Below are 23,043 nucleotides of genomic sequence, written 5' to 3' on the forward strand. Positions count from 1 at the left end.
GGCCACCGTCGCCGCTACGCGCGGAGCCAATCCCATGCCCGGCAGAGGGTCAAGTGCCCCGGTCTCCCCGGATCCGGGGCACAAACCGCGACGCCCTTTCTGAGCTGGACCCCAGAGCCCTGTGGGCGGAAACGGCGACGGCACGCCAAACCTGAAACTTTCACCCGGCCACAGCCCTCAGACCATCGTTTAGATACGACTCATTTCCCGCCGGATATTCCGGCCTTTGAAATAGGTTCCGGATGAACCGCGGGAGTCGGGCGCCGGATGGTGGTCATCCGGCGGACGGCATCCGGCGCGAGGTGGTGCGGTCAAGCCGGCGCGGGGCCGCTGCTCTCCCGGACGACGAGCTCCGGCTCGCTCCAGGCGTGGACATCCGCGGAGGTCCGCAGCCCCATGTCGCGATGCAGCAGGCCGAAGCAGGCACGGCCGAGCCCTTCGAAATCGAAACGGACCGTGGTGAGGGAGGGGACGAGGTAGGCGGAGGACGGCGAGTCGCCGAAGCCGACCACGCTGAGGTCGCCGGGGATGTTCCGCCCCGACTCACGCGCGGCCAGCATGACGCCGAGCGCGAGGGCGTCGTCGCCGCACAGGACGGCGGTCACGGAACGGTCCTCCATCAGCGAGCGTCCGGCGAGATGACCGGAGCGGAGACTCGATCCGGCCCACGCGAAATCGGGCACGGGCCGTCCGGCGGCGGACAGCGCGTCCTGCCATCCCTGGATCCGCTGCCGCCCGCCCGGCGAAGGTGTGGCCACGTGGTGAACGGTCCGGTGCCCCAGGCTCAGCAGATGGCGGGTCGCGTGCGCGGCCGCGGTCCGGCCGTCGAGACAAACCTGCCACGCGGCGGGATCCTCGTCGTCCGGACGGCATTCGACGACGGCCGCCACCGCGACGTCCCTGGGGAGCGCACGCAGCGCGCGCACGCCCACGTCGTCAAAGGCGATCACCATGACGGCCTCTCCGGGCCGGTTCACCCGCATGGCCAGGTCCATCTGGTCGCAGCCGTGCGGCAGCACGCTCGTGACCACCGAGAACCCGGCCGCCCTCGCCTCCGCCTCCATCCCGCGCAGGGTGGCGGCCGCGCCGTAGGGGGCGATGTCCGATGTCAGCACGGTGACCCACGGCACCCGGCCACCGGCCGGCGCCTGGGCCAGCGGGTCGGGGCGAAAGCCCAGCCCGGCTGTGACCCGCGACACCTTGGCCCGGGCCTCCTCGCCGACCCGGGTCTCGTCGTCGATGACACGGGAGACGGTCGCCGGAGAGGCACCGGCGGCTCGGGCGACGTCCCGGATGCTCGCGGATCGGCTGGGGGGAGCGTACTGCGGAGGCATGTGACGGTAACTCCTATTGGCATAGCCGGCTTGATGGCGGCGTTCGTCTCGTCGTTGACTCCGGCCGAGCCTCCGGGGTGGCGGCAGGGAACACGCACCACCAGGGCGTTACATGGCGATCTCTCCCGCGCACCACCGACCTGACAGGAGGACCGTCCCGGGGACCAAGTGTGAAAAGCCTGGCGAAAGGTGTCAAGCCTATCCAGAAAGTTTCGGCCCCCCACTCGGCGAACACCCCCCAGGCCCCGCCGCCTATCCGGCCCTCGGACACGTCGCGGTACCGGCGCCTGGGACACGTCGTAGCCATGAAAGTTTCAGCGCGGCACGCTCACGGGCCAGGTGCGACGACCGCCACCCCGTGCCGCAGAGCGGCCTTCACCGAACGGCGCCGCGAACCACGTACAGACATCCCATGTCGATATGATCAATGCGTGGCACGGTTAACCTGCTTCGCCGGAAGCCCTGGAGGTACGGCCCCGGGCTGACGTGGCAAAGACATCCAATGTCCACCCAACGAGGCTTCAGATGAGCCCCAGAGAGGCTCCCCTCGCCCCGAGAAGGCGTCCCGTGGCCATCTCCGCATACGCGAGGTCTTCGTGCCCCGTCCTCGAACTCTCCGGTGTCCACGCCTCTTCCGCGCGCCGGACGCCCCGGCCTCTCAGGGAACCGGTGTACTGAAATTTTCAGAGACATCCCATGTCGCCACGCTCCGGAAGTCGGCACATTCGCGGGCTTGTCGCAGGCGTCTGGACTTGCCGTGCGGGCTGATTTACAAAGACATCCGATGTCTCAACAGTGGAGCTCTCCTCGTGTGAGCCGGAAAGAGAGCGCCGCTCGTCCCCGAAAGGCACGCCCCATGTCCTCGCCCTCATATCGGTTCGGTCGCCGTGCACTGCTCGCCGGGACGGGGGGTGTCGCCGCCGCCGCCCTTCTAGGGGTCCGTACCGCGTGGGCCACCGACGGGCCGCAGAGTTACAGCGCGACCTGGGCGTCGGTGGACCAGCACCCACCGGCGCACGAGTGGTTCCAGGACGCGAAGTTCGGCATCTACTACCACTGGGGCGTCTTCAGCGTCCCCGCCTTCGCCAGCGAGTGGTACCCGCGCAACATGTACAACAACGGCTCCGGCGAGAACAACCACCACCGCAGCGTCTACGGCGAGCCGGCGGCCTGGCCGTACCACAACTTCATCAACGGCGCCCGGGACCGGGCCGGTAACTTCGTGCAGTTCGCCCCCCGGCTGAAGTCCGCCGGCGGCAACTTCGACCCCGGGGAGTGGGCACAGCTGTTCGTCGACGCCGGGGCAAGGTTCGCCGGGCCGGTGGCCGAGCACCACGACGGCTACTCGATGTGGAACAGCCAGGTGAACGAGTGGAACTCGGTCGCCACCGGTCCCCGGCTGGACCTGCTGCGGCTGCACGCCGACGCCATCCGCGCCAAGGGCCTCAAACTGCTGACGGCCCTGCATCACGCGTTCAACTTCACCGGCTTCTACCAGTGGGCGCCGGCCCAGTCCACCACCAGCCTGCGCAAGCTGTACGGCCAGCTCGACGCGGCCACCGAGTACCAGCTCTGGTACGACAAGCTCAAAGAAGTGATCGACGGCTACCAGCCCGACATCATCTGGCAGGACTTCGACCTCAGCCGCATCCCCGAGAGCACCCGGCTGAACTTCCTCTCGTACTACTTCAACCGGGCCGTCGCCGGGAACAAGGACGTCGTCGCCACCTACAAGGACGGCTTCAACACCAGGGGCGAGGTCGTCGACTACGAGCGTGGCGGCCCGGCCGGCATCCAGACCCCCTACTGGCTGACCGACGACAGCATCTCCAGCTCCAGCTGGTGCTACACCAACGGCATCGGCTACTACTCGCTCAACGCCATGCTGCACTCACTCATCGACAGGGTCAGCAAGAACGGCAACATGCTGCTCAACATCGCCCCCATGGCCGACGGCACCATCCCCTCGGGGCAACGGTCGATCCTGCTCGGCATCGGCGACTACCTGCGCCGCTTCGGCGAGTCCATCTACTCCACCCGCGCCTGGACGACCTTCGGCGAGGGCCCGACGCAGATGGGCGGCGGTTCCTTCGTCACGCCGCGGCCGGGCACCAACCAGGACATCCGCTTCACCCGCAGCAAGGACAACCGGGTGCTGTACGCCACCGTGATGGGCTGGCCCGGCGGCACCTTCCACATCACCGGCCTGGGCTCCAACCGGATCAACCTGAGCACGCTGGCCTCGGCGCAGCTGCTGGGCTCCACGGCCGGCCAGTACACCAACCTCCCGTCCCGCACCCAGGACGGCTCCGGCCTGCACATCACCATGCCGTCCTCCAACCCTCCCTTCAGCGCCCCGGCGTACGTGGTGAAGCTGACCTTCTCCGGCACCATCCCACCTCTCGGCTCGGGCCCCACCCCCACCGGATGGGTCAGGATCACCAACGTCGCCACCGGCCTGGTGCTGGACAGCGGCGGCAACGTCGCCTCCGGGTCGGCGCTCAAGCAGTGGAACTACGACGGCAGCACCAACCTGCAGTGGCAGCTCGCCGACCTCGGCAGCGGCTGGTACCGCATCGTCAACCGCACCAACGGCATGGTCGCCGACAGCTGGGGAAACACCGCCAACGGCGCCCTGTGCATGCAGGCCGCCTGGAACGGCGGCAACAACCAGCAATGGCGCCTCAACAACCTCGGCAACGGCCGCAACCAGATCGTCAACCGCGGCACCGGCACCGCACTGGACAGCGGAGGCAACACCACGGCGGGCTCCAACGTCAAGCTCTGGGCTCCCGACTCCAGCACCAACCTCCAGTGGACCATCGCCGCGGTGTGACCCCGGCCGGGCGCACACGGCTTCGCCGCGACCGGTGGCCGGTCGCGGCGAAGGAGATGTCCGGTCACACGTGAGGCGGCCCGGAGGCCGTCACACGCCCGTGATGGTCCATTGGTTGTTGGTGCTGGAGTTCGGGGTCCACAGGGCCACGGTGGAGCCGGCGGTGGCGCTTCCCATGCCGTCCAGGCTCGTGCCGGTGCCGCGGTTGATGATCTGGTAGCGGTTGCTGCCCGTGCTGTTGAGGCGCCATTGCTGGTTGTTGCCGCCGCTCCAGGCGGCCTGCCTGGCGGGGGCGCCGTTGGCGGTGTTGCCGAAGCTGTCGATGACCATGCCGTTGGTGCGGTTGACGATGCGGTACCAGCCGCCGCCGAGGTCGACGAGCTGCCACTGCAGGTTGGTGCTGCCGTCGTAGTTCCACTGCTTGACGTTGGACCCGGAGGCGACGTTGCCGCCGCTGTCCAGCACCAGGCCGGTGGTGCCGTTGGCGATCCGCACGTAGCCCGCCGGCGTGCCCGCGGTGGTCACCCTCAGCGAGGCGATGGCGTCGTTGTTGCCGGTGTTGCCGAGGTTGGCGTTGTCGGCGGTGAAGGTCCAGCTGGTGCCGGTGAAGTTGTCGTTGGCGAAGCCGGTCACCTGGTATCCGCTGGTGACGCGCAGGGAGGAGATGGCCCGCAGGCCGATGCCGAGGGACTGGAGTTGCGCGGCGGTGTAGTCGCCGGGTGCCAGGGCGGCGCTGGCGCCGGAGTAGTTGGCGTCGGCGTAGACGGTGGCCACGGCGTTGCTGCGTTGCAGGGCGGTCAGGCGGTAGGTGCGGCCGGCTTGGCCGGTGAGCCTGATGACGTCGGTCTCGGGTTTGGTGACGCCGACGGCCTCCCCGGTGGTGGTGTCGACGACCTCGTAGGTGCCGGTGAACATGCGGCTGCGCACGTTGACGCTCCCGGCGCGGTCGAACTTGAGGAGGATCTGGTCGGTTCCGGCGGAGCTCCAGGTGGTGTCGACGGTGTAGCCGCCGCGGCCCCGCAGACCTTGAACCTTGCCGCTGGGCCAGGCCGAGGGGAGGGCGGGGAGGACGTGGAGTTCGCCGTTGTGGCTTTGCAGCAGCATCTCGGCGATGCCGGAGGTGGCGCCGAAGTTGCCGTCGATCTGGAACGGCGGGTGCAGGTCGAACATGTTGGGGGCGAGGCGGGCCGTGGTCACCAGCAGGCGGATCAGGGTGTGCGCGCGGGCGCCCTCCTCCATGCGCGCCCAGTAGTTGATCTTCCAGGCGAGGGACCAGCCGGTGCCGTCGTCGCCGCGCAGTTCCAGGGTGCGCCGCGCGGCGGTGTGCAGGGCGGGGGTGCCGCGCCGGGTGATCTGGTTGCTGGGGTGCAGGCCGTACAGATGGGAGATGTGCCGGTGGTTGGGCTCGGTCTCCACCCAGTCGTAGAGCCATTCCTGGATGTTGCCGCGTGAGCCGACCTTCATCGGCGCCAGCCGGTCCCGGGCCGCGAGCACCCGCGACCGGAAGTCGGTGTCGGTGCCGAGTACCTGGCTGGCCTGCGCGCAGGCGTTGAACAGGTCGCGCAGGATCTGGTTGTCCATCGTGGGCCCGGCGCACACGCTGACCCCCGAGTGGTGCGGCAGCTCCGGGGAGTTGGAGGGGTTGGTGACCAGGTAACCCAGGCTGGGCTCGCTCACCAGGGTGTCGAGGAAGAACTGCGCGGCGCCCTTGAGCGCGGGGTAGTACTGCTGGAGGAACGCGGTGTCGCCGGTGAACTGGTAGTGGTCCCAGATCAGGGTGGCCAGCCACGCGCCGCCGGTCTGCCACATGCCCCACAGCGCCCCGTCGACGACCGACGAGGCACGCCAGGCGTCGGTGTTGTGGTGGGTGACCCAGCCCCCCGCGTTGTACTGCACCCTGGCGGTGCGGGCACCGGTGACCGACAGGTCGCTGATCATCTTGAACACCGGGTCGTAGCACTCGGCGAGGTTGGTGGTGTCGGCCGGCCAGTAGTTCATCGGCAGGTTGGCGTTGATGGTGTACTTCGAATCCCACGACGGGGCCAGCGAGTCGTTCCAGATGCCCTGCAGGTTGGCCGGCTGGGTGCCCGGCCGGGACGACGAGATCAGCAGGTACCGGCCGAACTGGAACAACAGCACCGAGAACTGCGGGTCGTTGGTGCTGTTGTGCTGGGCGATGCGCACGTCGGTCGGCTGGTCGGCCGCGGCGGTACGGCCCAGGTCCAAGGTGGTGCGGCCGAACAGCCGCTGGTAGTCGGCCACGTGCCGGGACCGCAGGTCGTCGTAGGACCTGCCGGCGGCGGCGCTCAGGTTGTTGCGGGCGATGCCCCCGTAGTCGCCGCCGACGTTCTGGTAGTTGACGTAGCTGGAGCCGATGGAGATGAGCACGGTCACGCTGTTGGCGGCGCGTACCTGGAGCGTGCCGCCGGAACTGGTGACGTTGCCGCCGTCGGTGATGGCCCGGGCCAGCGCGAGGAACCGGACCGAGCCGGATTTGCCCTCCATGTCGCCCGAGATGCCGTCCAGGCCCGCGGTCGTGGTGTCGGGGCTGGTGCGGGTGGTGCGCTGCGGGCTGTCGAACGTGGCGGTGAAGGAGATGGAACCGGCCCGGTCGGCGGTCAGCCGGATGGCGATGACCTGGTCGGGGGCGCTGGCGAACGTCTCGCGCCGGTACCGGATTCCGTTCTGCAGGTACGTCGTCACCGTGGTGGCCGTGGTCAGGTCCAGGATGCGGTTGTACTCCGAGACCCCGCTCCCGCCGGCGCCGAAGGTGAGCCGCAGGTTGCCGACGGTCTGGTAGGCGAGCTGGCCCGCGGGGCTGCCCAGCATGTTCTGGTCGACCAGGGTCTGCGCCTGACTCCACTGGTTCTGGAAGACCAGCTGCCGGATCTGCGCCAGCGCCCCCGCGCCCCGGGTGTTGCTCTGGTCATAGGGCCCACCGGCCCAGACGGTGTCCTCGTTGAGCTGCAACCGCTCCACATCGACGTTGCCGTACACCATCGCACCCAGACGCCCGTTACCGATCGGAAGCGCACGCAGCCAATCGGTACCCGCGCTCTCGTCGTACCACAACGCCAGATCATTGGCCGCCAGCACCTGCGACGGCGCCACCGACGCGGCCCGCGCCACCGCCGTCCACTGCAACGGCAACAACGCCGCCCCGGCGCCCGCCGCACCGAACCTGAACAGCTGCCTACGCGAAAAGTCGGACATCTACCTTCTCCATCCCGAAGGGGGGGTGCGGACGGGGCTCCAGCTCGGCGAGGGGCATGGCCAGAGCACGGAGCCACGGGCGTCGGGACATGGGGACTGTTCCCTCCTGACATGAAGATTTCAGTCAGGCAAGGCGCGCGCCGTCGCGCTGTTGCCAGATGAGGGTTGAGCGGTGATTATGCCGCTCTCTGCCTCAGACACCCGATGTTAAGCGGGTGTTTCGTAGTGTCAAGGGTCTAAAGAGGTCATCGATCAAGAAATACATCGGATCTATGACTCGATGACGCGGGATATGGCCCGCACCAGGAGTTTCGGTGCGGACGGCGGACGCCGGGGGCTTCCTCCACCGGAGAAAAGAGGAGGGCATGAAGCGTCTCACCTGAAAATTTCAGTACAGACATGGGATGTCGCCGCATCACACCATGGAGAACTCCTGGGGTCAAGCCTCAAGGCGGACCCCGCACCTCGACTTACACGGAGGCGTCACATAGGGTCTGGACAACCAAAGGATCAAAGCCGTAGAAAGACATCCCATGTCCACGTCAGCGCTTCGGAACCTCCTCCCGCGAGACGGCCGCACGGCGCCGGTCCGATCGCGCGCGTGCCGAGACCCGTGCCGCGCCTGACGCACACCGTCCTTTGATCCCGCATGCTCCCGTCCGCCTGTCCGGGCGAGCCCGCACGGTGCCGAAGCCGCCGACTTCGGCTCCTCGCGGGGCGCCACTCGTCCGGCACGGGCGGACGGGTCACGGCCCGCCGGGCGCTCATCCGCTCAGGCGATAGACGCGTGCCGCCGTCCCCCGGAACACCGCCTCACGCTCGGCGGCCGGCAGCCCGGCCCGCGTCAGCAACTCCGTCACCGTCTCCGCCCACAGGGGAAGGGAGCCGGCGAGGAGGCATACCGGCCAGTCGGAGCCGAACATCAGGCGCCCGGGGCCGAACGCGTCGAGTGCGACGTCGACGTACGGCCACAGGGCGTCCGCGTCCCAGTCGGACGCCGCTTCCGTGATGAGGCCGGAGAGCTTGGCCGTCACGTTGGGCTCCGCGGCGAGCTCGCGGATCAGGCCGGCCCACGGTTCAAGGTCTCCGGACGCGATCGGCGGCTTGGCCAGGTGGTCGAGGACGAAGCTCAGCTCGGGCAGCGCGCGTACGGTCTCGATCGCGGCGGGCAGCTGGTGCGGCAGGACGAGCAGGTCGTAGGCCAGCCCGGCCGCCGCCACCCGCCGCAGCCCCCCGCGCACGTCGTCCCGCGCCAGCCAGCGCGGGTCGGCTTCTCCCTGGACCAGGTGACGGATCCCGCGCAGCAGATCCCCACCGGGCGACCCGGCCAGCGCGGCGAGTTCGTCGCCGAGGCCGGGCCGGGTCAGATCGGCCCAGCCCACCACCGCGGCGACCGTCTCCGACCGCGCCGCCAGCGCGAGGAACTCACGCGTCTCCTCCGCGTCGGCCAGGACCTGCACCAGGACGGAGCCGCCGATCTCCGCCTTCGCCGCCTCGGCGGCGTGGTCGGAGAGGGTGAAGTCACGATGGATGGGTGCCATCGCCGGGGACTCCAGCCAGGACTGTGACCGCCGGGACAGATCCCACATGTGATGGTGCGCGTCGATTCGAGTCACAGTGCGTCCAGAGCCTCTCGTGCGAGTTCCCTCAGCGGTCTGCCGGTGACCGCGGCCAGCCTTACCAGGTCGTCGTGCTCGGGCTTGACGCCCCCCGGCCCATGCTTCATCCGCACCTCCTGCCCGTACAGTCGCACGGTCTCGAAGCGACGGGGTAGCGCGACCTTCTCGACCATGCCGCGCCGCAGCCCCAGGCTGCCCGTCTCGGCGAGGATCAGCTTCTGCAGGCGGCCGGCCAGCTCCAGAGAGGTGAGCACGTTCAGGACATGGGCGGGGCGGCCCTTCTTCATGACCGCGGGCGTGACCCACGCGTCGGCCGCGCCCGCGGCCAGGACCCGCTCGATGACGTACCCGAGGACCTCGCCGGTCACGTCGTCCAGGTTGGTGGAGAGAACCACCTGACGGACGGTCTCGGCCGTGGGCTCCCCGAGCATCGCCACGACCACGTTCGGGCGGTCCGGTATCTCCCGGGTGCCGGCGCCGTACCCGGTGGCCCGCAGCGTCATCTCGGGCACCGCGCCGTAGACCGTCCCGGCGGCGCGGAGCAGCGCGGCCCCGGTCGGGGTCACCGCCTCCCCCTCCCCCCCGTCCCGGACGATCGCCCCCCCGAGCAGGGCGAGCGTGGCGGGAGCGGGCACGGGCAGCACACCGTGACGGGTGCGCACGGTGCCGCGGCCGAGCGGCAGCGGCGCGCAGTGGACGCGCGTCACACCGAGGTCGAGAAGCGCAGCCGCGCAGCCGACGATGTCGATCAGCGTGTCGTGCCCGCCGAGCTCGTGCAGGTGCACGTCGGCGGCCGGGACGCCGTGCAGGGCGCCCTCCGCCTCGGCGATCGCGGTGAGCGCGGCCTCGGCGATCGGCAGGCCGGTCCGGGCCGCCATCATCTGCAGCTCCGACGCGGAGCGCTCCGTGGCGTCGTCCTCGACCTCGACCCGGACACGGACGGCGATCAGCGGGCCGGTGCGGACCTCCTCGGCGTCCACCGTCCATCCGGTCAGGCCGGTGAGGGCGACGGCGCGCCGGACGGCGTCGAGGGAGGCCCCCGCGTCCAGCAGCGCCCCGAGCAGCATGTCCCCGGCCAGGCCGCTGAACGGATTCAGATGGAGGATCACCTCGGCCTCCTGGTGAGGCGGTAGGCCGCGAGCGCGGCGCCGAACCCGGAGTCGATGTTCACGACGGTGATCCCGGCCGCGCAGGAGGTGAGCATCGCCAGCAGGGCCGTCACCCCCTCCAGCGCCGCGCCGTAGCCGGTGGAGGTGGGCACCGCGATCACCGGCGTCTCGACGAGGCCACCGACGACGCTGGCCAGCGCCCCTTCCATACCGGCGATCACGATCACGCTGCCGGCCGCGCGCAGGTCCGCGGCGACCGCCAGCACCCGGTGCAGCCCCGCCACTCCCACGTCCCGCACGACCGTCACGCGCAGGCCGAGAGCGGACGCGACGGCGGCCGCCTCCGCGGCGACCGGGCCGTCCGCGGTCCCCGCGGTGACCACCGCCACGGTGTGCCCGGCCGGAGGGGCCTCGCGCCAGACCAGCAGCCGCGCGGCCGGCTCGTACCGGCCGGCGGGGACGGACGCGAGCACCGCCGCGGCCGCGCCGGGCTCGACGCGCGTCACCAGGACGGGCCCGGTGTTCCCGTCGAGCAGGGTGGTGACGATTCCGGCGATCTCGGTCACCTGTTTGCCCGGGCCGTAGACGATCTCCGGCAGCCCCTGGCGGGCCTCCCGGCCGAGATCGACCCGCGCGTACCCGAGGTCGGACGATCCGTTCATGCGGGAACGACGTGGCCGGCGACGGGCAGGAGGCCACCGGTCGCCGCGAGCGCGCCGGGCGGCGGGGGGTGGATCGGGGGACAGCGGAGCACGGCTACTCCTGCGCGAGGTAGGGGACGGTCATGGGGCCCTCGGGCAACACGCACACCCGCCCGGCGAGGGCCTCGACGGTGGCGGCGACGTCGTGGGTCCGCTCCAGGTGGGCGGTGGCCAGGTCGGCGTCGCCGAGGCCGGAGGTGTACATGATCACGCGGGCGGCGCGCTGGATGCGTGCCTGGATCTGCACCTGCCACTGGTCGGGCACGGTTACGGCGCGGCGGGAGATCTCCTCGAACAGCGCCTCCGGAGACGCCGCGGAGGTGAGCACCTCCCGGTAGGAGCCGTGGTCGGGGAAGCCGTCCCGGCACTCGGCGGCGCAGACGATGGTCCCCCCGGGCCTGACCACCTGCGCGGCGGCGCTCATGCCCTTCACCGACTGGTAGAGGTTCTGGTCGAGCGGGAAGCCCGCGTTGGTCGTCACCACCACGTCGAACGGCCTCGCGACCGGCCGCATCGCCGTCGCCCGGACGGCGGCCGTGGCCGCGGCGTGCATCGGCAGCAGATCGCCGCCGAACGCCCGCACGATCCTCTGGCGGCGGTTCAGCATGACGTCGAGGGCGAAGGTGACGCCGGTCGCGGCGGCGATGGCCCGGACGTCGTCGTGGACCGGGTTGCCCTCGATGACCCCCCAGGTGGCCCGCGGGTCGCCGATGCGGGCCGCGTCGTGCAGGGTGAGCACGGTCTCCAGGGCCGCGAGCCCGGGCGCCACGAGCTTGGGGCCGCCGGAGAACCCGGCGAAGAAGTGCGGCTCCACGAAACCGGTCGTGATCCGCACGTCCGCGTCGAGCCACTCCCGGTTGAGCCACACCGGGACGTCCTTGCCGTGCCGGCCCGCCCAGCGCAGCGAGGAGGCGTCGCGCGCGTCGTGGTTGACGATCCGCACGGCGTCCACGACCTGGTCTCCGAACATCGCGCGCAGCTCGGTGCCGGTGTTGCCGCGGTGCGTGCCCGTGGCGATCAGGATCACGATGTCGTCCAGGCCGATCACGCCGTCCAGCTCGGCGAGGATCGCCGGGATCATGAGGTGCCTCGGCTGCGGCCTGGTGCCGTCGCAGGCGGATATGGCGACCGTCTGCCCCGGCCGCACGCGTTCGCGCAGCGGCGGCCCCGCGACGGGGTCGCGCAGGGCACGCCGCAGTTCGGCGGCCTCGTCCGCCACGGCGAGCCGGTCGACCGGCGTGATCACGGTGGTCCGGTCGTCCGGGAGGTCCACGGCGAGCCCGTCCGTGCCGTAGGCCAGGTCAATCCGCACGGCCAGGTTCCTCCCGCGGCGCCGCGGCCGGCTCGGAGCCGGCCGTCATGAGGCCGCCGGTCTCAGGCGCAGCCCCGCCATACCGCCGTCCACGGGCAGCTCGATCCCGACCGTCGATCCGGCGGCGGGGCCGGCGAGGTAGGCGACGGCGTGGGCGACCTCCTGCGGCGTCACCAGCCGCCCGTGCGGTTGCCGGGCGCACAGCGCCGCGCGCTCGGCGACCGGGTCGGGGGCCGCGTCCAGCAGCCGTCCCACCCAGGGGGTGTCGACCGTGCCGGGGGTGACGCAGTTGACGCGGATGCCGTCGCGGATGTGGTCGGCCGCCATCGCGCGGGTCAGCGCGAGCACCGCGCCCTTGGACGCCGAGTACAGCGCCCGCTGCGGCAGCCCGGCGGTGGCGGCGATCGAGCAGGTGTTGACGACCGCCGCGTGCGGCGACCGGCGCAGGTACGGCAGCGCCGCCCGGGTCACGCGGACGATGCCGACCACGTTGACGTCGAACACCCCGAGCCATTCGGCGTCCTCGTTGTCGGCGACCGTACCCTGCGCACCGATGCCCGCGTTGTTGACGAGCACGTCGATCCGGCCGAACCGCTCCGCCACGGCCGTGACCGCCCGCCGTACGGAGGCGTCGTCGGTGACGTCGCACACGAACTCGGTGTCCTTGAGGTCCAGGACCCCCACCCGGGCGCCCCGCGCGGCCAGTTCCCCGGCGACCGCCTGGCCGATGCCCGAGGCGCCGCCGGTGACGACGGCCACCAGGCCGCCGAACTCCCCGCCGGCGCCGGCCGGCTCGCTCATGCCTGGCCCATCCGCTGGCGCTGGCGGCCGAGGCCGTCGATCTCCAGTTCGACCACGTCGCCTCCCCGCAGGTACGCCCGGGGGCCGCGGCCGAGCGCCACTCCCGCCGGGGTGCCGGTGTTCACCACGTCGCCGGGCTCCAGCACCATGAACTGGCTGAGGTACCAGATCACGTGGTGCACGCCGAAGATCTGGTTCTTGGTGCTGCCGTTCTGGCGGAGCTCGCCGTTGACCCACAGCCGCAGGCCGAGAGCCTGGGGGTCGCCGACCTCGTCCGCGGTGACCAGCCAGGGCCCCATCGGGTTGAACGTCTCGCACGACTTGCCCTTGTCCCACTGGCCGCCGCGCTCGAGCTGGAACTCGCGCTCCGAGACGTCGTTGGCGATCGCGTACCCGGCGATCACCCGCGCCGCCTGCTCCGGCGAGGACAGGTAACGGGCCCTGCCGCCGAGGATCACCGCCAGCTCGACCTCGTAGTCGGTCTTCACGCTGCGGCGCGGCACCAGGACCTCGTCGTCCGGACCGACGAGCGTGTCCGGCGCCTTCAGGAAGACCACCGGCTCGGGAGGAACCGTGGCCCCGGTCTCCTCCGCGTGGTCGGAGTAGTTCAGCCCGATACAGACGATCTTCCCCGGTCTGGCCACCGGCGCACCGATCCGCTCGTACGGCCCGGCCTCGGGGAGCCGGTCGTCCGCCAGGGCGGACCGCACCCGCTCGATCCCTCCGCCTTCCAAGAAGGCGCCGTCGATGTCCGCCGTCAGTGACGACAGTTCCAGCACCCGGCCGTCGGGACCCATGACACAGGGCCGCTCCCGGCCCGGTGGACCCACACGCATCAGCTTCACGGTCTGCCTTCTCCGCTGGTTCCCAAGAGCATGTGTTGTGGCGAGACTGTCAGATTCATCGGGTTAATGTAAAGCCCTTTGCTATGACATCTGCCGGTTAGCTTGACCTCTTCCATGCAGCACCTTACTGTCGAAAGCGTATTCATCGGGTCAATTGGAGTCGCCCCATGCCGACGATCACCTCCGTGAACGTGATCGACATCAGGTTCCCGACCTCCCTCACCCTCGACGGCTCGGACGCGATGAACCCGGACGGCGACTACTCGGCGGCGTACGTCGTGCTGGAGACCGACGACCGCGACCTGGCGGGATACGGCCTGACGTTCACGATCGGCCGGGGAACCGACCTGTGCGTGGCCGCGGCCACGCAGATCGCGAAACGCCTGACGGGCTGCGACGTGGACGCGGTGGCGGCCGGCCTCGGTGACCTGTACCGCGACATCATGGCCGACAGCCAGATGCGCTGGCTGGGGCCGGAGAAGGGCGTGGTGCACCTGTCCGCCGCGGCCGTGCTGAACGCCGCCTGGGACCTGGCGGCGCGCCGGGCGGGCAAGCCGCTGTGGCGCCTCGTCGCGGACATGCCGCCCGAGGAACTGGTCGCCGCCTGCGACTTCCGCTACCTGTCCGACGTGCTCACACCTGCCGAGGCCGTCGAGATGCTGGCCGCGCTCGCCCCCACGCGCGAGGCGCGGATCGCCGAGCTCGCCGAACACGGGTATCCCGCCTACACCACCTCGCCCGGGTGGCTCGGCTACGACGACGACAAGCTCCGCCGCCTGTGCAGGGAGGCCGTCGACGAAGGCTGGACCCACGTCAAGCTCAAGGTCGGCGCGAAGGTGGAGGACGACATCCGCCGGCTGTCGATCGCCCGCGAGGAGCTGGGCGACCGGACGCTGATGATCGACGCCAACCAGGTGTGGGACGTGCCGCACGCCATCGAGTGGGTGAACCGGCTCGCACCGTACGAGCCGCTCTGGATCGAGGAGCCGACCAGCCCCGACGACATCCTCGGCCACGCGGCCATCCGCAAGGCGGTCGCGCCCGTCGGAGTGGCCACCGGCGAGCACTGCCACAACCGCGTCATGTTCAAGCAGTTCCTGCAGGCGGGGGCGATCGACTACTGCCAGATCGACTCCTGCCGCCTGGCCTCGGTCAACGAGATCGTCCCGGTCCTGCTGATGGCGGCCAAGTTCGGGGTGCCGGTGTGCCCGCACGGCGGCGGCGTGGGCCTGTGCGAGCTCGTCCAGCACATGGCGATCGTCGACTACGTCTGCGTGAGTGGCAGCCTCGAAGGACGCGTCCTCGAATACGTCGACCATCTGCACGAGCACTTCACCGACCCCGTGCGCGTCGAGCGCGGCCGCTACCGGTTGCCCGAGGCGCCCGGCTACAGCGGCCGCATGCACCCTGAATCCGTGGCCGCCCACCGCTACCCTGATGGACACCGTTGGGGAGGCTGAGATGGGTGTCATCGAAGGCGCGATCGACACGATCAAGCAGATGATCATCGATGGGGAGCTGCGCCCGGGACAGAAGCTCCCCGTCGAGAAAGACCTCGCCGAGCAGCTCGGCGTCGCCCGCAACACGCTGCGCGAGGCCGTCCGGGCGCTGATCGCCATGCGGGTCCTCCAGACGCGCCAGGGCGACGGCACCTACGTCACCAGCCTGTCGCCCGACGTCCTGCTGGGCGGGATGGGCTTCGCCGCCGACTTCCACGTGGCCGCCGGGGCCGGGCAGTTCCTCCAGGTGCGCAGGATCCTGGAGTCGGAGGCGACGACGATGGCCGCCACGCGTATCCCCGGCGCCGACCTCGACCGCCTGGGCGAGCTGCTCGACGAGGCCGAGAGTCTCGTCGCCGAGAGCGAGGTCGACCACGGGAAACTGATCGCCCTCGACGAGGACTTCCACTCGTTGATCATCTCGCACTGCGGCAACCCCGTGCTCGCCGCCGTCATCCAGAACATGTCCGGCCGCACCGTACGGGCCAGGATCTGGCGCGGCGTGACCGACCCCGGCGCGGTCCGGCGCACCCTGCGGGAGCACCGGGCCATCCTCCGGGCCCTGCGGGAGCGAGACCCCGAGCGGGCCCGTCTCCACGCCGCCCTGCACGTCCTCGGCGTGGAGGAGAGCCTCACCGGCGCGCACGCCTTCGGCGGTGCCGTCGATGACTGATCACCCCGCCTCCGCGCGACCGGCCGGCGACGGCATGGAGCGCCTGACGGCCCGGCTGCGCCGGGAGGAGGCCGTCGTCGTCGCCTACTCCGGCGGCGCCGACTCCGCGCTGCTGGCCTTCGCCGCCTCCCGGGTGCTCGGCGCGCGGGCGCTCGCCGTGACCGCGGTCTCCCCCAGCCTGGCCGCCTCCGAACGGACGGCGGCCCGCGCGTTCGCGCGACGGCACGGCCTGGCCCACCTCGAAGTGTGCACGGACGAATCCGACCGGCCCGAGTACGCCGCCAACGGCGCCGACCGCTGCTACCACTGCAAGTCGGCGCTGTTCGACGCGCTGGCGCCGCTGGCGGCGGCGATGGGCGCGCGCGTCGCCCTCGGCACCAACCTCGACGACCTCGGCGACCACCGGCCCGGGCAGCGCGCCGCCGCCGAGCGCGGGGCCATCGCGCCGCTGGTGGACGCCGGGCTGACCAAGGCCGGCGTCCGCACGGTCAGCCGGGAGCTTGGCCTGTCCACCGCGGACAAGCCCGCCGCGCCCTGCCTGGCCTCGCGGGTGAGCTACGGAGAGCCGGTCACTCCCGAGGTCCTCGGCAGGGTCGAGGCCGCGGAGGCGGCGCTGCGCGATCTCGGCTTCCCGGTGTGCCGGGTACGCGCCCACTCCGGTGGCACGGTCGCCAGGATCGAGGTGCCGCGAGCCGAGATCCCCCGCGTCGGTGAGCTGCGCGAGCGGGTCGACGCCGCGGTCCGCGGCGCCGGCTTCACGTTCTGCTCGCTGGATCTCTCCGGGTTCGCGTCCGGCCGCCTCAACGCGCTGCTGCCGCTGCTCCCTTCGTAGCGGCCGGCCCCCGCGGCCGATCATTCCTGGACCTTCCCGCCGGTGAGGCGGGAGATGGCGAGGGCGGTGAGGATGATCCCGCCGTTGAGCGCCTCGATCCACTGCGCCGGGACGCCCGCGAGGGTGAGGACGTTCTGGATCATGTAGAGCAGCAGGATGCCGGTGAAGGCGCCGAACACCGTGCCCTTGCCGCCGTTGAGGCTGACGCCGCCGATGACGGCGGCGGCGAACACCGTGAAGATCGCTCCGTTGCCCTGGCCCGCGGCGACGGAGGCCAGCCGGCCCGAGAGCAGGAGGCCGCCGATCGCGGCCAGAAGGCTGGCGGAGACGAGCGTGATCCACAGGACCCGGCCGGTGTGGATGCCGGCCGCCTTGGCGGCGTCGATGTTCCCGCCGATGGCGTACAGCGAGCGGCCGAACCGGGTGTACCCCAGGAGCACGATGCCCAGCGCGAACAGCAGCAGGCAGATCCAGATCGACGCGGGCACGCCGAACCACATGGTCGAGCCGAAGTAGGTCATGGACGGCGGAAGGTTGAAGAAGGTCTGCCCCCCGGAGATGCCGGTGAGGAGCCCGCGCAGCACGATGAGCATGCCGAGGGTGACGATGAAGCCGTTGAGCCCGAAACGGACGATGAACAGCGCGTTCACCACCCCCGCCAGCGCCCCGACGGCGAGGGTCACCGGGATGGCCCACGCCCCCGGAAGCAGCCCGAGCCCGTGCCCGGCCCCCGCCGCGACCGTCATCCAGGCGGCCACCCCGGGCGCCAGCCCGAAGGTCGACTCGAGCGAGAGGTCCATCCTCCCGCCGACCAGGACGAGCGTCTGCGCCAGCACGAGCAGCGAGATCTCCGACATCGTCTGCAGGATGTTGATCACGTTGTCGCCCTGCAGGAAGATCGGGTTGACGATCTGCCCGACGACCGCGATCACGACGACCGCGGGGACCAGCGCGAGGTCCCGCAGCCGTGCCAGGCGGAGCCCGGCGCGAGGCCTCTGCCCGCCCTCCGGCGGCGGGGAGCCCGGCGGGCGTCCCGTCGCGGCCTGCGCGGCGGTGGTCTCAGGCATCGAGGTCGACTCCTTCCATGGCGGCCACCATCTCGTTGTCGTGCCATCCGGCGGCCAGTTCCGCGACGACACGGCCGTGGAACATCACGAGCACCCGGTCGCACAGCCGCAGATCGTCGAGTTCGTCGGAGGCGATCACGACGCCGGTCCCGTTCCCGGCGATCTCCTCGACCTTGCCCAGCAGGAATTCCTTCGATCGGACGTCGATGCCGGCGGTCGGCGTGATGAGCACGAGCAGGCGGGGATCGTTCGCCAGGGCGCGGGCCATGACGACCTTCTGCTGGTTGCCGCCGGACAGACCCGAGACGGGCAGTTCGGGGCCGGGCGTCTTGATCGCCAGATTGCCGATCATTTCGCGGGCCAGCTCGTCCCGGCGCCTGCCGCTGACGAAGCCCGCCGAGCCGAGCCGTTCGGGAATGGTCATCGTGGCGTTGTCGGCGATCGACATCAACGGCACCAGGCCCTGGTGGTGACGGTCCCGCGGCACGAACCCCACGCCGGCGCCCAGCGAGGCCGGTACGCTCCCGGGACGCGGACTGCCGCCGGCCACCCGCACGGTTCCCGCCCGCGGGGCCCGCAGGCCCACGATGGTCTCGGCGAGCTCCGTCTTGCCGCTGCCCCCGAGACCGGCCAGACCGACGATCTCACCCGAGCGGACCCGGAGGTCCACCTCGTGGTAGGTGCCGCCGTCGGTCAGGCCCTCGGCGTCCAGGACGACCGAGGCGTCCGGCCGGACCGGTGGGCGGGCGACGTGCCGCCGAAGGCCCGCGGCCTCGCCGGTCATCGCGGCCACCAGGTCCCCCTGCGGCAGTTCCGCCACCGGCGCGGTGAGGATGTGCCGGGCGTCCCGGAAGACCGTGACCGTGTCGCAGATCTCATAGATCTCCTGCAGGTGATGGCTGATGAACAGGAAGGTGACGCCCTGCTCCCGCATCGCCCGCATCCGCTCAAAGAGCCGGGAGATCGCCCCGCCGTCGAGCTGGGCGGTGGGCTCGTCCAAGATGATGAACCTCGCGCCGAACGACAGCGCCCGCGCGATCTCCACGAACTGCCGCTGCTCGACCCCGAGTTCGCCGGCCGGCCGCCGGACGTCGACGTCCACCGACCACATCTCCAGCAGCCCGGCCGCCTTCCGCCAGAGGTTCTTCCAGCCGACCAGCCCCAGCCTGTTGCGTTCGTGCCGGTTCAGGAACAGGTTCTCCGCCACGGTCAGCTCAGGGATGATCGTGGACTTCTGGTACACGCAGGCGACCCGCGCGCGCCACGCGTCGCGATCGGACAGCCGTGGAGCGGGGACCCCGGAGAAACGGACCTCGCCCTCGTCCGGCCCCTGCAGGCCGGTGAGGATGGAGACCAGGGTCGACTTGCCCGCGCCGTTGCGGCCCACCAGGGCGTGGGCCTCCCCCGGTTCGATCGCGATGTGCGCACGGTGCAGAGCCACCGTCTCGCCGTACCTCTTGGATATGCGCTCAGCCTCCGCCAGGGCGGGCCGGCCCGTGTGGACCGGCTCGCCGCCTCGGGCGGGTGAAGGGCTCGCGGGCCCTCCCGCGAACTCGCCCATGACAGGACCTCTCAGCTCAGGTTGTTGCCCCACAGCGACTTGTCGTCGTTCTTCACGCTGGGGATCCCTCCGTACGTGGCGCCGTCGGCCGTGACGAGAGGCGCGGACAGCTGGTCCTCCAGCAGGCCCGGACGGACCTGGATGATCGTGCTGTCGTGATCGGTCTTGCCGGGCTGGAAGGTCTTGCCGTCGACCGCCGCCTTGGCGTACATCAGCGCGTACTTCGCGTAGAGGTCGGCCGGCTGGGAGACGGTGGCGTCGATGTTCCCGGCGGCGATCTCCTTCAGCTCCTGCGGGATGCCGTCGTTGGAGACCACGAAGACGTGCTTGGGGTCGCCCGGCGGGACCAGGAGGCCGCGCTGCTTGAGCAGCTGGAGCGTGCCGGCGAGGGCGAAGCTGGACTGCATGTACACGCCCTTGACGTCCGGGTTCGCGGTGAGGACCGTCGACAGCTTCTGCGCGGCGATCGCCCCGTCCCACTTGGTGGCCTCACCGAAGACCTTGATGCCGGGGTAGTTCTGCTTCATGCACTCGTTGAACGCCTCGGTGCGGTCCCGGCCGTTGATGGACGCCAGGTCGCCCTGCAGCATGACCACCTTGCCCGTGCTCTGGAGCTTCTCGCCGAGGAAACGGCAGGCCTTCTCCCCGTACGCCCGGTTGTCGGCGCGCACGACCATGAAGGCGTTGCCGGTGTCCGGCCGCGTGTCCACCAGCACGGCGGGGATCTTCTTTCCCTCGAGCTGCTGAAGCGTGGGAGCCACGGCGGCGGTGTCCTGCGGCGCCATCACCACGCTGCGCACACCCTGCCCGATCAGGGTCTGCACGTTGGCCGTCAGCTTGGCGATGTCGTTCTGGGAGTTGGTGATCTTGAGCTCCGCCCCCAGCTCGTCGGCGCTCTTCGGCACATAGCTGATGTAGGAGTTCCAGAAGTCGGTGTCCGAGCGCGGGTAGTCCACGCCGATGACCGGCTTCGCCGGCGCGCTCCCGGCCCCGGTGCTCCCGCCTCCGCCCCCGCCCCCGCCGTTCCCGCCGCAGGCCGCGACCAGACACCCCGATATGGCCAAGGCCGCGACGAGCGCGAACCGTCTGCGTTCCATCGTCTCTCCTCTTGAAGCACACGGCTGCGTCGCCGTCGCCGGCCGCATCGCACTCAGACGGGCCCAGGCCTCTGGCAGGTGGATCTCCAGGGGATCGCCTCGGGCCCGCTCAATCACCGACAGGACATGGGATGTCTTTCTATGACCAAACCTCGGCCGGTGTCCAGACCTCGGCGTGAGAATCGCGAAAATCCCTGGAAATAGTGGCGAACTACCCTCAGTGATCCGATGTCTGTCCCCGTAGACGAGCGTCGGTGACGGAGACATGTGATGTCTCCGTCACCGACGGGAGTTTTACCGGCTCGTACAGGACACGCCGGTCGGGGTGGCCGAGCCGTCGCCGTTGGCGGTGAATCCGAACGTCGTCGAGCCGCCGCCGGGGATGCCGCCGTTGTAGGGGGCGTTCGCCACGGAGATCGTGCCGCTGGTGCCGGTGTTCACGCCGTTCCACAGGCTCGATATGGCCTGCCCGCCGGCCAGCGTCATCCTCACGGTCCAGCCGTTGATGGCCGGGGACCCGGTGTTGGCGACCGTCACCTCGGCCTGGAAGCCGCCGCCCCAGCTGTTGACCAGCCGGTACGTCGCCGCGCACCCGCCCGGCTGACCGCTCGGCGTGGGGGTCGGCGTCGGCGTCACGGTCGGCGTCACGGTCGGTGTCGGTGTCACGGTCGGCGTCACGGTCGGCGTCACGGTCGGGGTGGGGGTCGGGGTCGTGCCGGCGGTGACCCGGTACACCACCGTGCCGTGGGACGGCACGCTGGCCGAGATGGCGCCGGTACTGCTGCTGCTCGCGTTCGTCCAGGCGTCGCGCAGGGTGAACGAGCCCCCGGAGAGACCGATCGCGGACGCGGTGGTGCTGACGGTCGTGGTGCTTCCGCTCTGGTTGAACAGGGCGACCGCGACGTCGCCGTTGCCGAGCCTCTTCGCCAGCACGCGCCGCGACCCGTCGTTGCTGATCTGGGTGGCCTGCAGGCCGAGCGTGTCCTGGTTGATCGCGATCAGGTTCTGGTTCTTCAGGATCGTCTGTGTCGCGGCGTTCATGTTGCGCAGGTCGTTCCCGGCGATCAGGGGGGAGGCCATCATCGCCCAGAGGGCGAAGTGGCTGCGCATCTCGGTGTCGGTCATGCCGCCACGGCCGACCTCCATCATGTCGGGGTCGTTGAACGCCCCCGGCCTGGCGTACGAGGCGAGCGGGACGGTGACGTCGACGATGTTCTGGATGCCCATCGGGTACCCGTTGGTCTGACCGGTGTTCCACGCGTTGGTGATGTCCTCGGTGGTCCGCCAGATGTTGGCGACGTCGCCCCAGTTGCGCCGCGGCCCGGTCTTGTCGTGGATGCTGTTGGAGTTGATGCTGTACAGGATCGGCCGCCCGGCCGCCGCCAGCGCGTCGCGCATCCTCGCGAACGTGCGCACCTGGTCGTCGATGGTGCCGCTCGGCGAGCACCAGTCGTACTTCAGGTAGTCCACCCCCCAGGCGGCGAACTGCCTGGCGTCCTGGGTCTCGTGTCCCTGAGCGCCGGTCGCGCCCGGGTACGACCCGAAGTACTGCGCGCAGGTCCTGTCCAGCGGAGCCTGGTAGATGCCGAACTTCAGCCCCCTGGCGTGCAGGTAGTCCCCGAGCGCCTTCATCCCGCTCGGGAACCGCGACGCGTTGGCCTGGAGGTTCCCCGCCGAGTCCCGGGTGGAGTTCATCCAGCAGTCGTCGACCACGACGTACTGGTAACCCAGGTCACGCATCCCGGAGTTGACGATGGCGTCGGCCATCCCCTTGATCAGCGACTCGCTGATGTTGCAGCCGAACGTGTTCCAGGAGTTCCAGCCCATGGGCGGTGTGCGCGCCACGCCGTTCTCCAGGGCGCCGGCCTCCGGCTGGACGGCCAGCAGGCCGCCGGCGAGCACCCCGGCGGCGAGTGCGACCGAGAGGGGGCGAGATCCCACCTTTCGCAATGTTTCCTCCTACAGGTGAGCGGGGAGAGCCATGCGCCCGGGCCTCGCGGCGATCACAGCCCCGCACAGCCCCGGCTCTCGACGCGGAGCCAGGTTTGTTAGCGCGAACAACGTCCCGGCAAGGACTAACTCGACGGCAGCGCCAAGGATTCGATGACACGGCGGAGCAAATACGAAGGATCTGAATCCCGTCAAGGCCCGGCCTCGGCCTTCCGAGGGCCGAGTGGGGTCCGAGTGCTCGTGATTCGGGGGCCGGTCACACATGGGAGCACCGCACCCCGCCGAAAACTTCATGCCCGCGGGTCGGGCCCCGGTTGAACGTTTCACCGCCGCTCCGCCCCGGCCCGGTGCGACCGGACCCTCGCGGGACCAGATGAGTCCATGGCCCCCGCGGACGCGGCGCCCGCGAGGGCGAGACGCGGCGCCTTGACGGGAACCGTCCGGGTCGTATGGGCTCCGCGCACCGCCACCCCCGGCGCACGAAAGGGGCGGTCATTCAAGGCTTCGCTGTTAGCGCTAACAGCCCCATTGACCCGCCTGACGGCCCGCGGCGAAACCGAACCGCCCGCACGATCACCTGACGAACGGCTCGGG

General features: G+C 70.6%; 16 protein-coding genes. 4 read left to right on the forward strand and 12 right to left on the reverse strand.

Features of this window, described 5'->3' with window-relative positions; all coding sequences use genetic code 11:
• Positions 1–311: 311 nt before the first annotated feature.
• The gene (locus tag ACFP1K_RS32410) at positions 312–1,334 is read right to left on the reverse strand and encodes a LacI family DNA-binding transcriptional regulator (RefSeq protein ID WP_380760545.1); all 1,023 of its coding nucleotides are present in this window, start codon (positions 1,332–1,334) and stop codon (positions 312–314) included.
• Between the two features lie 856 nt (positions 1,335–2,190).
• On the opposite strand from ACFP1K_RS32410, the gene ACFP1K_RS32415 reads away from it, so the two are divergent.
• Complete coding sequence (locus tag ACFP1K_RS32415) at positions 2,191–4,170, forward strand: alpha-L-fucosidase (protein WP_380760547.1); 1,980 nt, start codon at positions 2,191–2,193, stop codon at positions 4,168–4,170.
• Between the two features lie 90 nt (positions 4,171–4,260).
• Here ACFP1K_RS32415 and ACFP1K_RS32420 read toward each other — a convergent pair whose 3' ends face one another.
• The 7 genes from ACFP1K_RS32420 to ACFP1K_RS32450 all read right to left on the reverse strand — a co-directional run bounded on the left by ACFP1K_RS32420 (position 4,261) and on the right by ACFP1K_RS32450 (position 13,722).
• Positions 4,261–7,383 (reverse strand): glycosyl hydrolase family 95 catalytic domain-containing protein, encoded by a 3,123-nt coding sequence (locus ACFP1K_RS32420; RefSeq protein WP_380760549.1) that lies wholly within the window; start codon positions 7,381–7,383, stop codon positions 4,261–4,263.
• A gap of 764 nt (positions 7,384–8,147) precedes the next feature.
• A complete protein-coding gene (locus ACFP1K_RS32425; RefSeq protein ID WP_380760551.1) occupies positions 8,148–8,999 on the reverse strand; it encodes an amidohydrolase family protein in 852 nt (283 codons plus the stop codon).
• Positions 8,996–10,111, reverse strand: coding sequence for a nickel pincer cofactor biosynthesis protein LarC (larC, locus tag ACFP1K_RS32430; protein ID WP_380760553.1), 1,116 nt, complete (start codon positions 10,109–10,111; stop codon positions 8,996–8,998). The genes ACFP1K_RS32425 and larC overlap by 4 nt, the downstream gene beginning before the upstream one ends.
• Positions 10,108–10,773 (reverse strand): nickel pincer cofactor biosynthesis protein LarB, encoded by a 666-nt coding sequence (gene larB / locus ACFP1K_RS32435; protein WP_380760556.1) that lies wholly within the window; start codon positions 10,771–10,773, stop codon positions 10,108–10,110. Before larB ends, larC begins: the two co-directional genes overlap by 4 nt.
• A gap of 94 nt (positions 10,774–10,867) precedes the next feature.
• Entirely contained in the window at positions 10,868–12,124 is a 1,257-nt protein-coding gene (larA, locus tag ACFP1K_RS32440; RefSeq protein ID WP_380760558.1) for a nickel-dependent lactate racemase, read from the reverse strand.
• A gap of 45 nt (positions 12,125–12,169) precedes the next feature.
• Positions 12,170–12,925, reverse strand: a complete 756-nt coding sequence (locus ACFP1K_RS32445; protein ID WP_380760560.1) for an SDR family NAD(P)-dependent oxidoreductase — start codon at positions 12,923–12,925, stop codon at positions 12,170–12,172.
• Positions 12,922–13,722 (reverse strand): fumarylacetoacetate hydrolase family protein, encoded by an 801-nt coding sequence (locus tag ACFP1K_RS32450; protein ID WP_380760562.1) that lies wholly within the window; start codon positions 13,720–13,722, stop codon positions 12,922–12,924. The genes ACFP1K_RS32445 and ACFP1K_RS32450 overlap by 4 nt, the downstream gene beginning before the upstream one ends.
• 215 nt (positions 13,723–13,937) lie before the next feature.
• On the opposite strand from ACFP1K_RS32450, the gene ACFP1K_RS32455 reads away from it, so the two are divergent.
• Genes ACFP1K_RS32455 through larE form a run of 3 tightly spaced genes read left to right on the forward strand, consistent with a single transcriptional unit; the run spans position 13,938 to position 16,774 of the window.
• A complete protein-coding gene (locus tag ACFP1K_RS32455; protein WP_380760564.1) occupies positions 13,938–15,230 on the forward strand; it encodes an L-fuconate dehydratase in 1,293 nt (430 codons plus the stop codon).
• A 1-nt stretch (position 15,231) separates the two neighbouring features.
• Positions 15,232–15,942 (forward strand): FadR/GntR family transcriptional regulator, encoded by a 711-nt coding sequence (locus ACFP1K_RS32460; protein WP_380760566.1) that lies wholly within the window; start codon positions 15,232–15,234, stop codon positions 15,940–15,942.
• Positions 15,935–16,774 (forward strand): ATP-dependent sacrificial sulfur transferase LarE, encoded by an 840-nt coding sequence (gene larE / locus ACFP1K_RS32465; protein ID WP_380760568.1) that lies wholly within the window; start codon positions 15,935–15,937, stop codon positions 16,772–16,774. The genes ACFP1K_RS32460 and larE overlap by 8 nt, the downstream gene beginning before the upstream one ends.
• Before the next feature lie 20 nt (positions 16,775–16,794).
• Here larE and ACFP1K_RS32470 read toward each other — a convergent pair whose 3' ends face one another.
• The 4 genes from ACFP1K_RS32470 to ACFP1K_RS32485 all read right to left on the reverse strand — a co-directional run bounded on the left by ACFP1K_RS32470 (position 16,795) and on the right by ACFP1K_RS32485 (position 22,440).
• Positions 16,795–17,841: an ABC transporter permease gene (locus ACFP1K_RS32470; RefSeq protein WP_380760570.1), complete on the reverse strand. Its 1,047-nt coding sequence runs from the start codon at positions 17,839–17,841 to the stop codon at positions 16,795–16,797.
• Positions 17,834–19,402, reverse strand: a complete 1,569-nt coding sequence (locus ACFP1K_RS32475; protein WP_380760572.1) for a sugar ABC transporter ATP-binding protein — start codon at positions 19,400–19,402, stop codon at positions 17,834–17,836. Before ACFP1K_RS32475 ends, ACFP1K_RS32470 begins: the two co-directional genes overlap by 8 nt.
• A gap of 11 nt (positions 19,403–19,413) precedes the next feature.
• A complete protein-coding gene (locus ACFP1K_RS32480; RefSeq protein ID WP_380760574.1) occupies positions 19,414–20,499 on the reverse strand; it encodes a sugar ABC transporter substrate-binding protein in 1,086 nt (361 codons plus the stop codon).
• A 294-nt stretch (positions 20,500–20,793) separates the two neighbouring features.
• On the reverse strand, positions 20,794–22,440 hold the full coding sequence (locus tag ACFP1K_RS32485) for a cellulose binding domain-containing protein (protein ID WP_380760576.1): 1,647 nt from the start codon (positions 22,438–22,440) through the stop codon (positions 20,794–20,796).
• Positions 22,441–23,043: the final 603 nt, after the last annotated feature.

This window comes from Sphaerisporangium aureirubrum (genome assembly GCF_042658925.1).
GTDB lineage: Bacteria > Actinomycetota > Actinomycetes > Streptosporangiales > Streptosporangiaceae > Sphaerisporangium > Sphaerisporangium aureirubrum.

Coding starts and splice junctions, on each gene's coding strand:
- ACFP1K_RS32450 (WP_380760562.1), bottom strand. CDS start 13,722: ATGGGTCCCGACGGCCGGGTGCTGGAACTGTCGTCACTGACGGCGGAC.
- larE (WP_380760568.1), top strand. CDS start 15,935: ATGACTGATCACCCCGCCTCCGCGCGACCGGCCGGCGACGGCATGGAG.
- ACFP1K_RS32420 (WP_380760549.1), bottom strand. CDS start 7,383: ATGTCCGACTTTTCGCGTAGGCAGCTGTTCAGGTTCGGTGCGGCGGGC.
- ACFP1K_RS32455 (WP_380760564.1), top strand. CDS start 13,938: ATGCCGACGATCACCTCCGTGAACGTGATCGACATCAGGTTCCCGACC.
- ACFP1K_RS32470 (WP_380760570.1), bottom strand. CDS start 17,841: ATGCCTGAGACCACCGCCGCGCAGGCCGCGACGGGACGCCCGCCGGGC.
- ACFP1K_RS32415 (WP_380760547.1), top strand. CDS start 2,191: ATGTCCTCGCCCTCATATCGGTTCGGTCGCCGTGCACTGCTCGCCGGG.
- ACFP1K_RS32445 (WP_380760560.1), bottom strand. CDS start 12,925: ATGAGCGAGCCGGCCGGCGCCGGCGGGGAGTTCGGCGGCCTGGTGGCC.
- ACFP1K_RS32480 (WP_380760574.1), bottom strand. CDS start 20,499: ATGGAACGCAGACGGTTCGCGCTCGTCGCGGCCTTGGCCATATCGGGG.
- larB (WP_380760556.1), bottom strand. CDS start 10,773: ATGAACGGATCGTCCGACCTCGGGTACGCGCGGGTCGATCTCGGCCGG.
- ACFP1K_RS32460 (WP_380760566.1), top strand. CDS start 15,232: ATGGGTGTCATCGAAGGCGCGATCGACACGATCAAGCAGATGATCATC.
- ACFP1K_RS32410 (WP_380760545.1), bottom strand. CDS start 1,334: ATGCCTCCGCAGTACGCTCCCCCCAGCCGATCCGCGAGCATCCGGGAC.
- ACFP1K_RS32475 (WP_380760572.1), bottom strand. CDS start 19,402: ATGGGCGAGTTCGCGGGAGGGCCCGCGAGCCCTTCACCCGCCCGAGGC.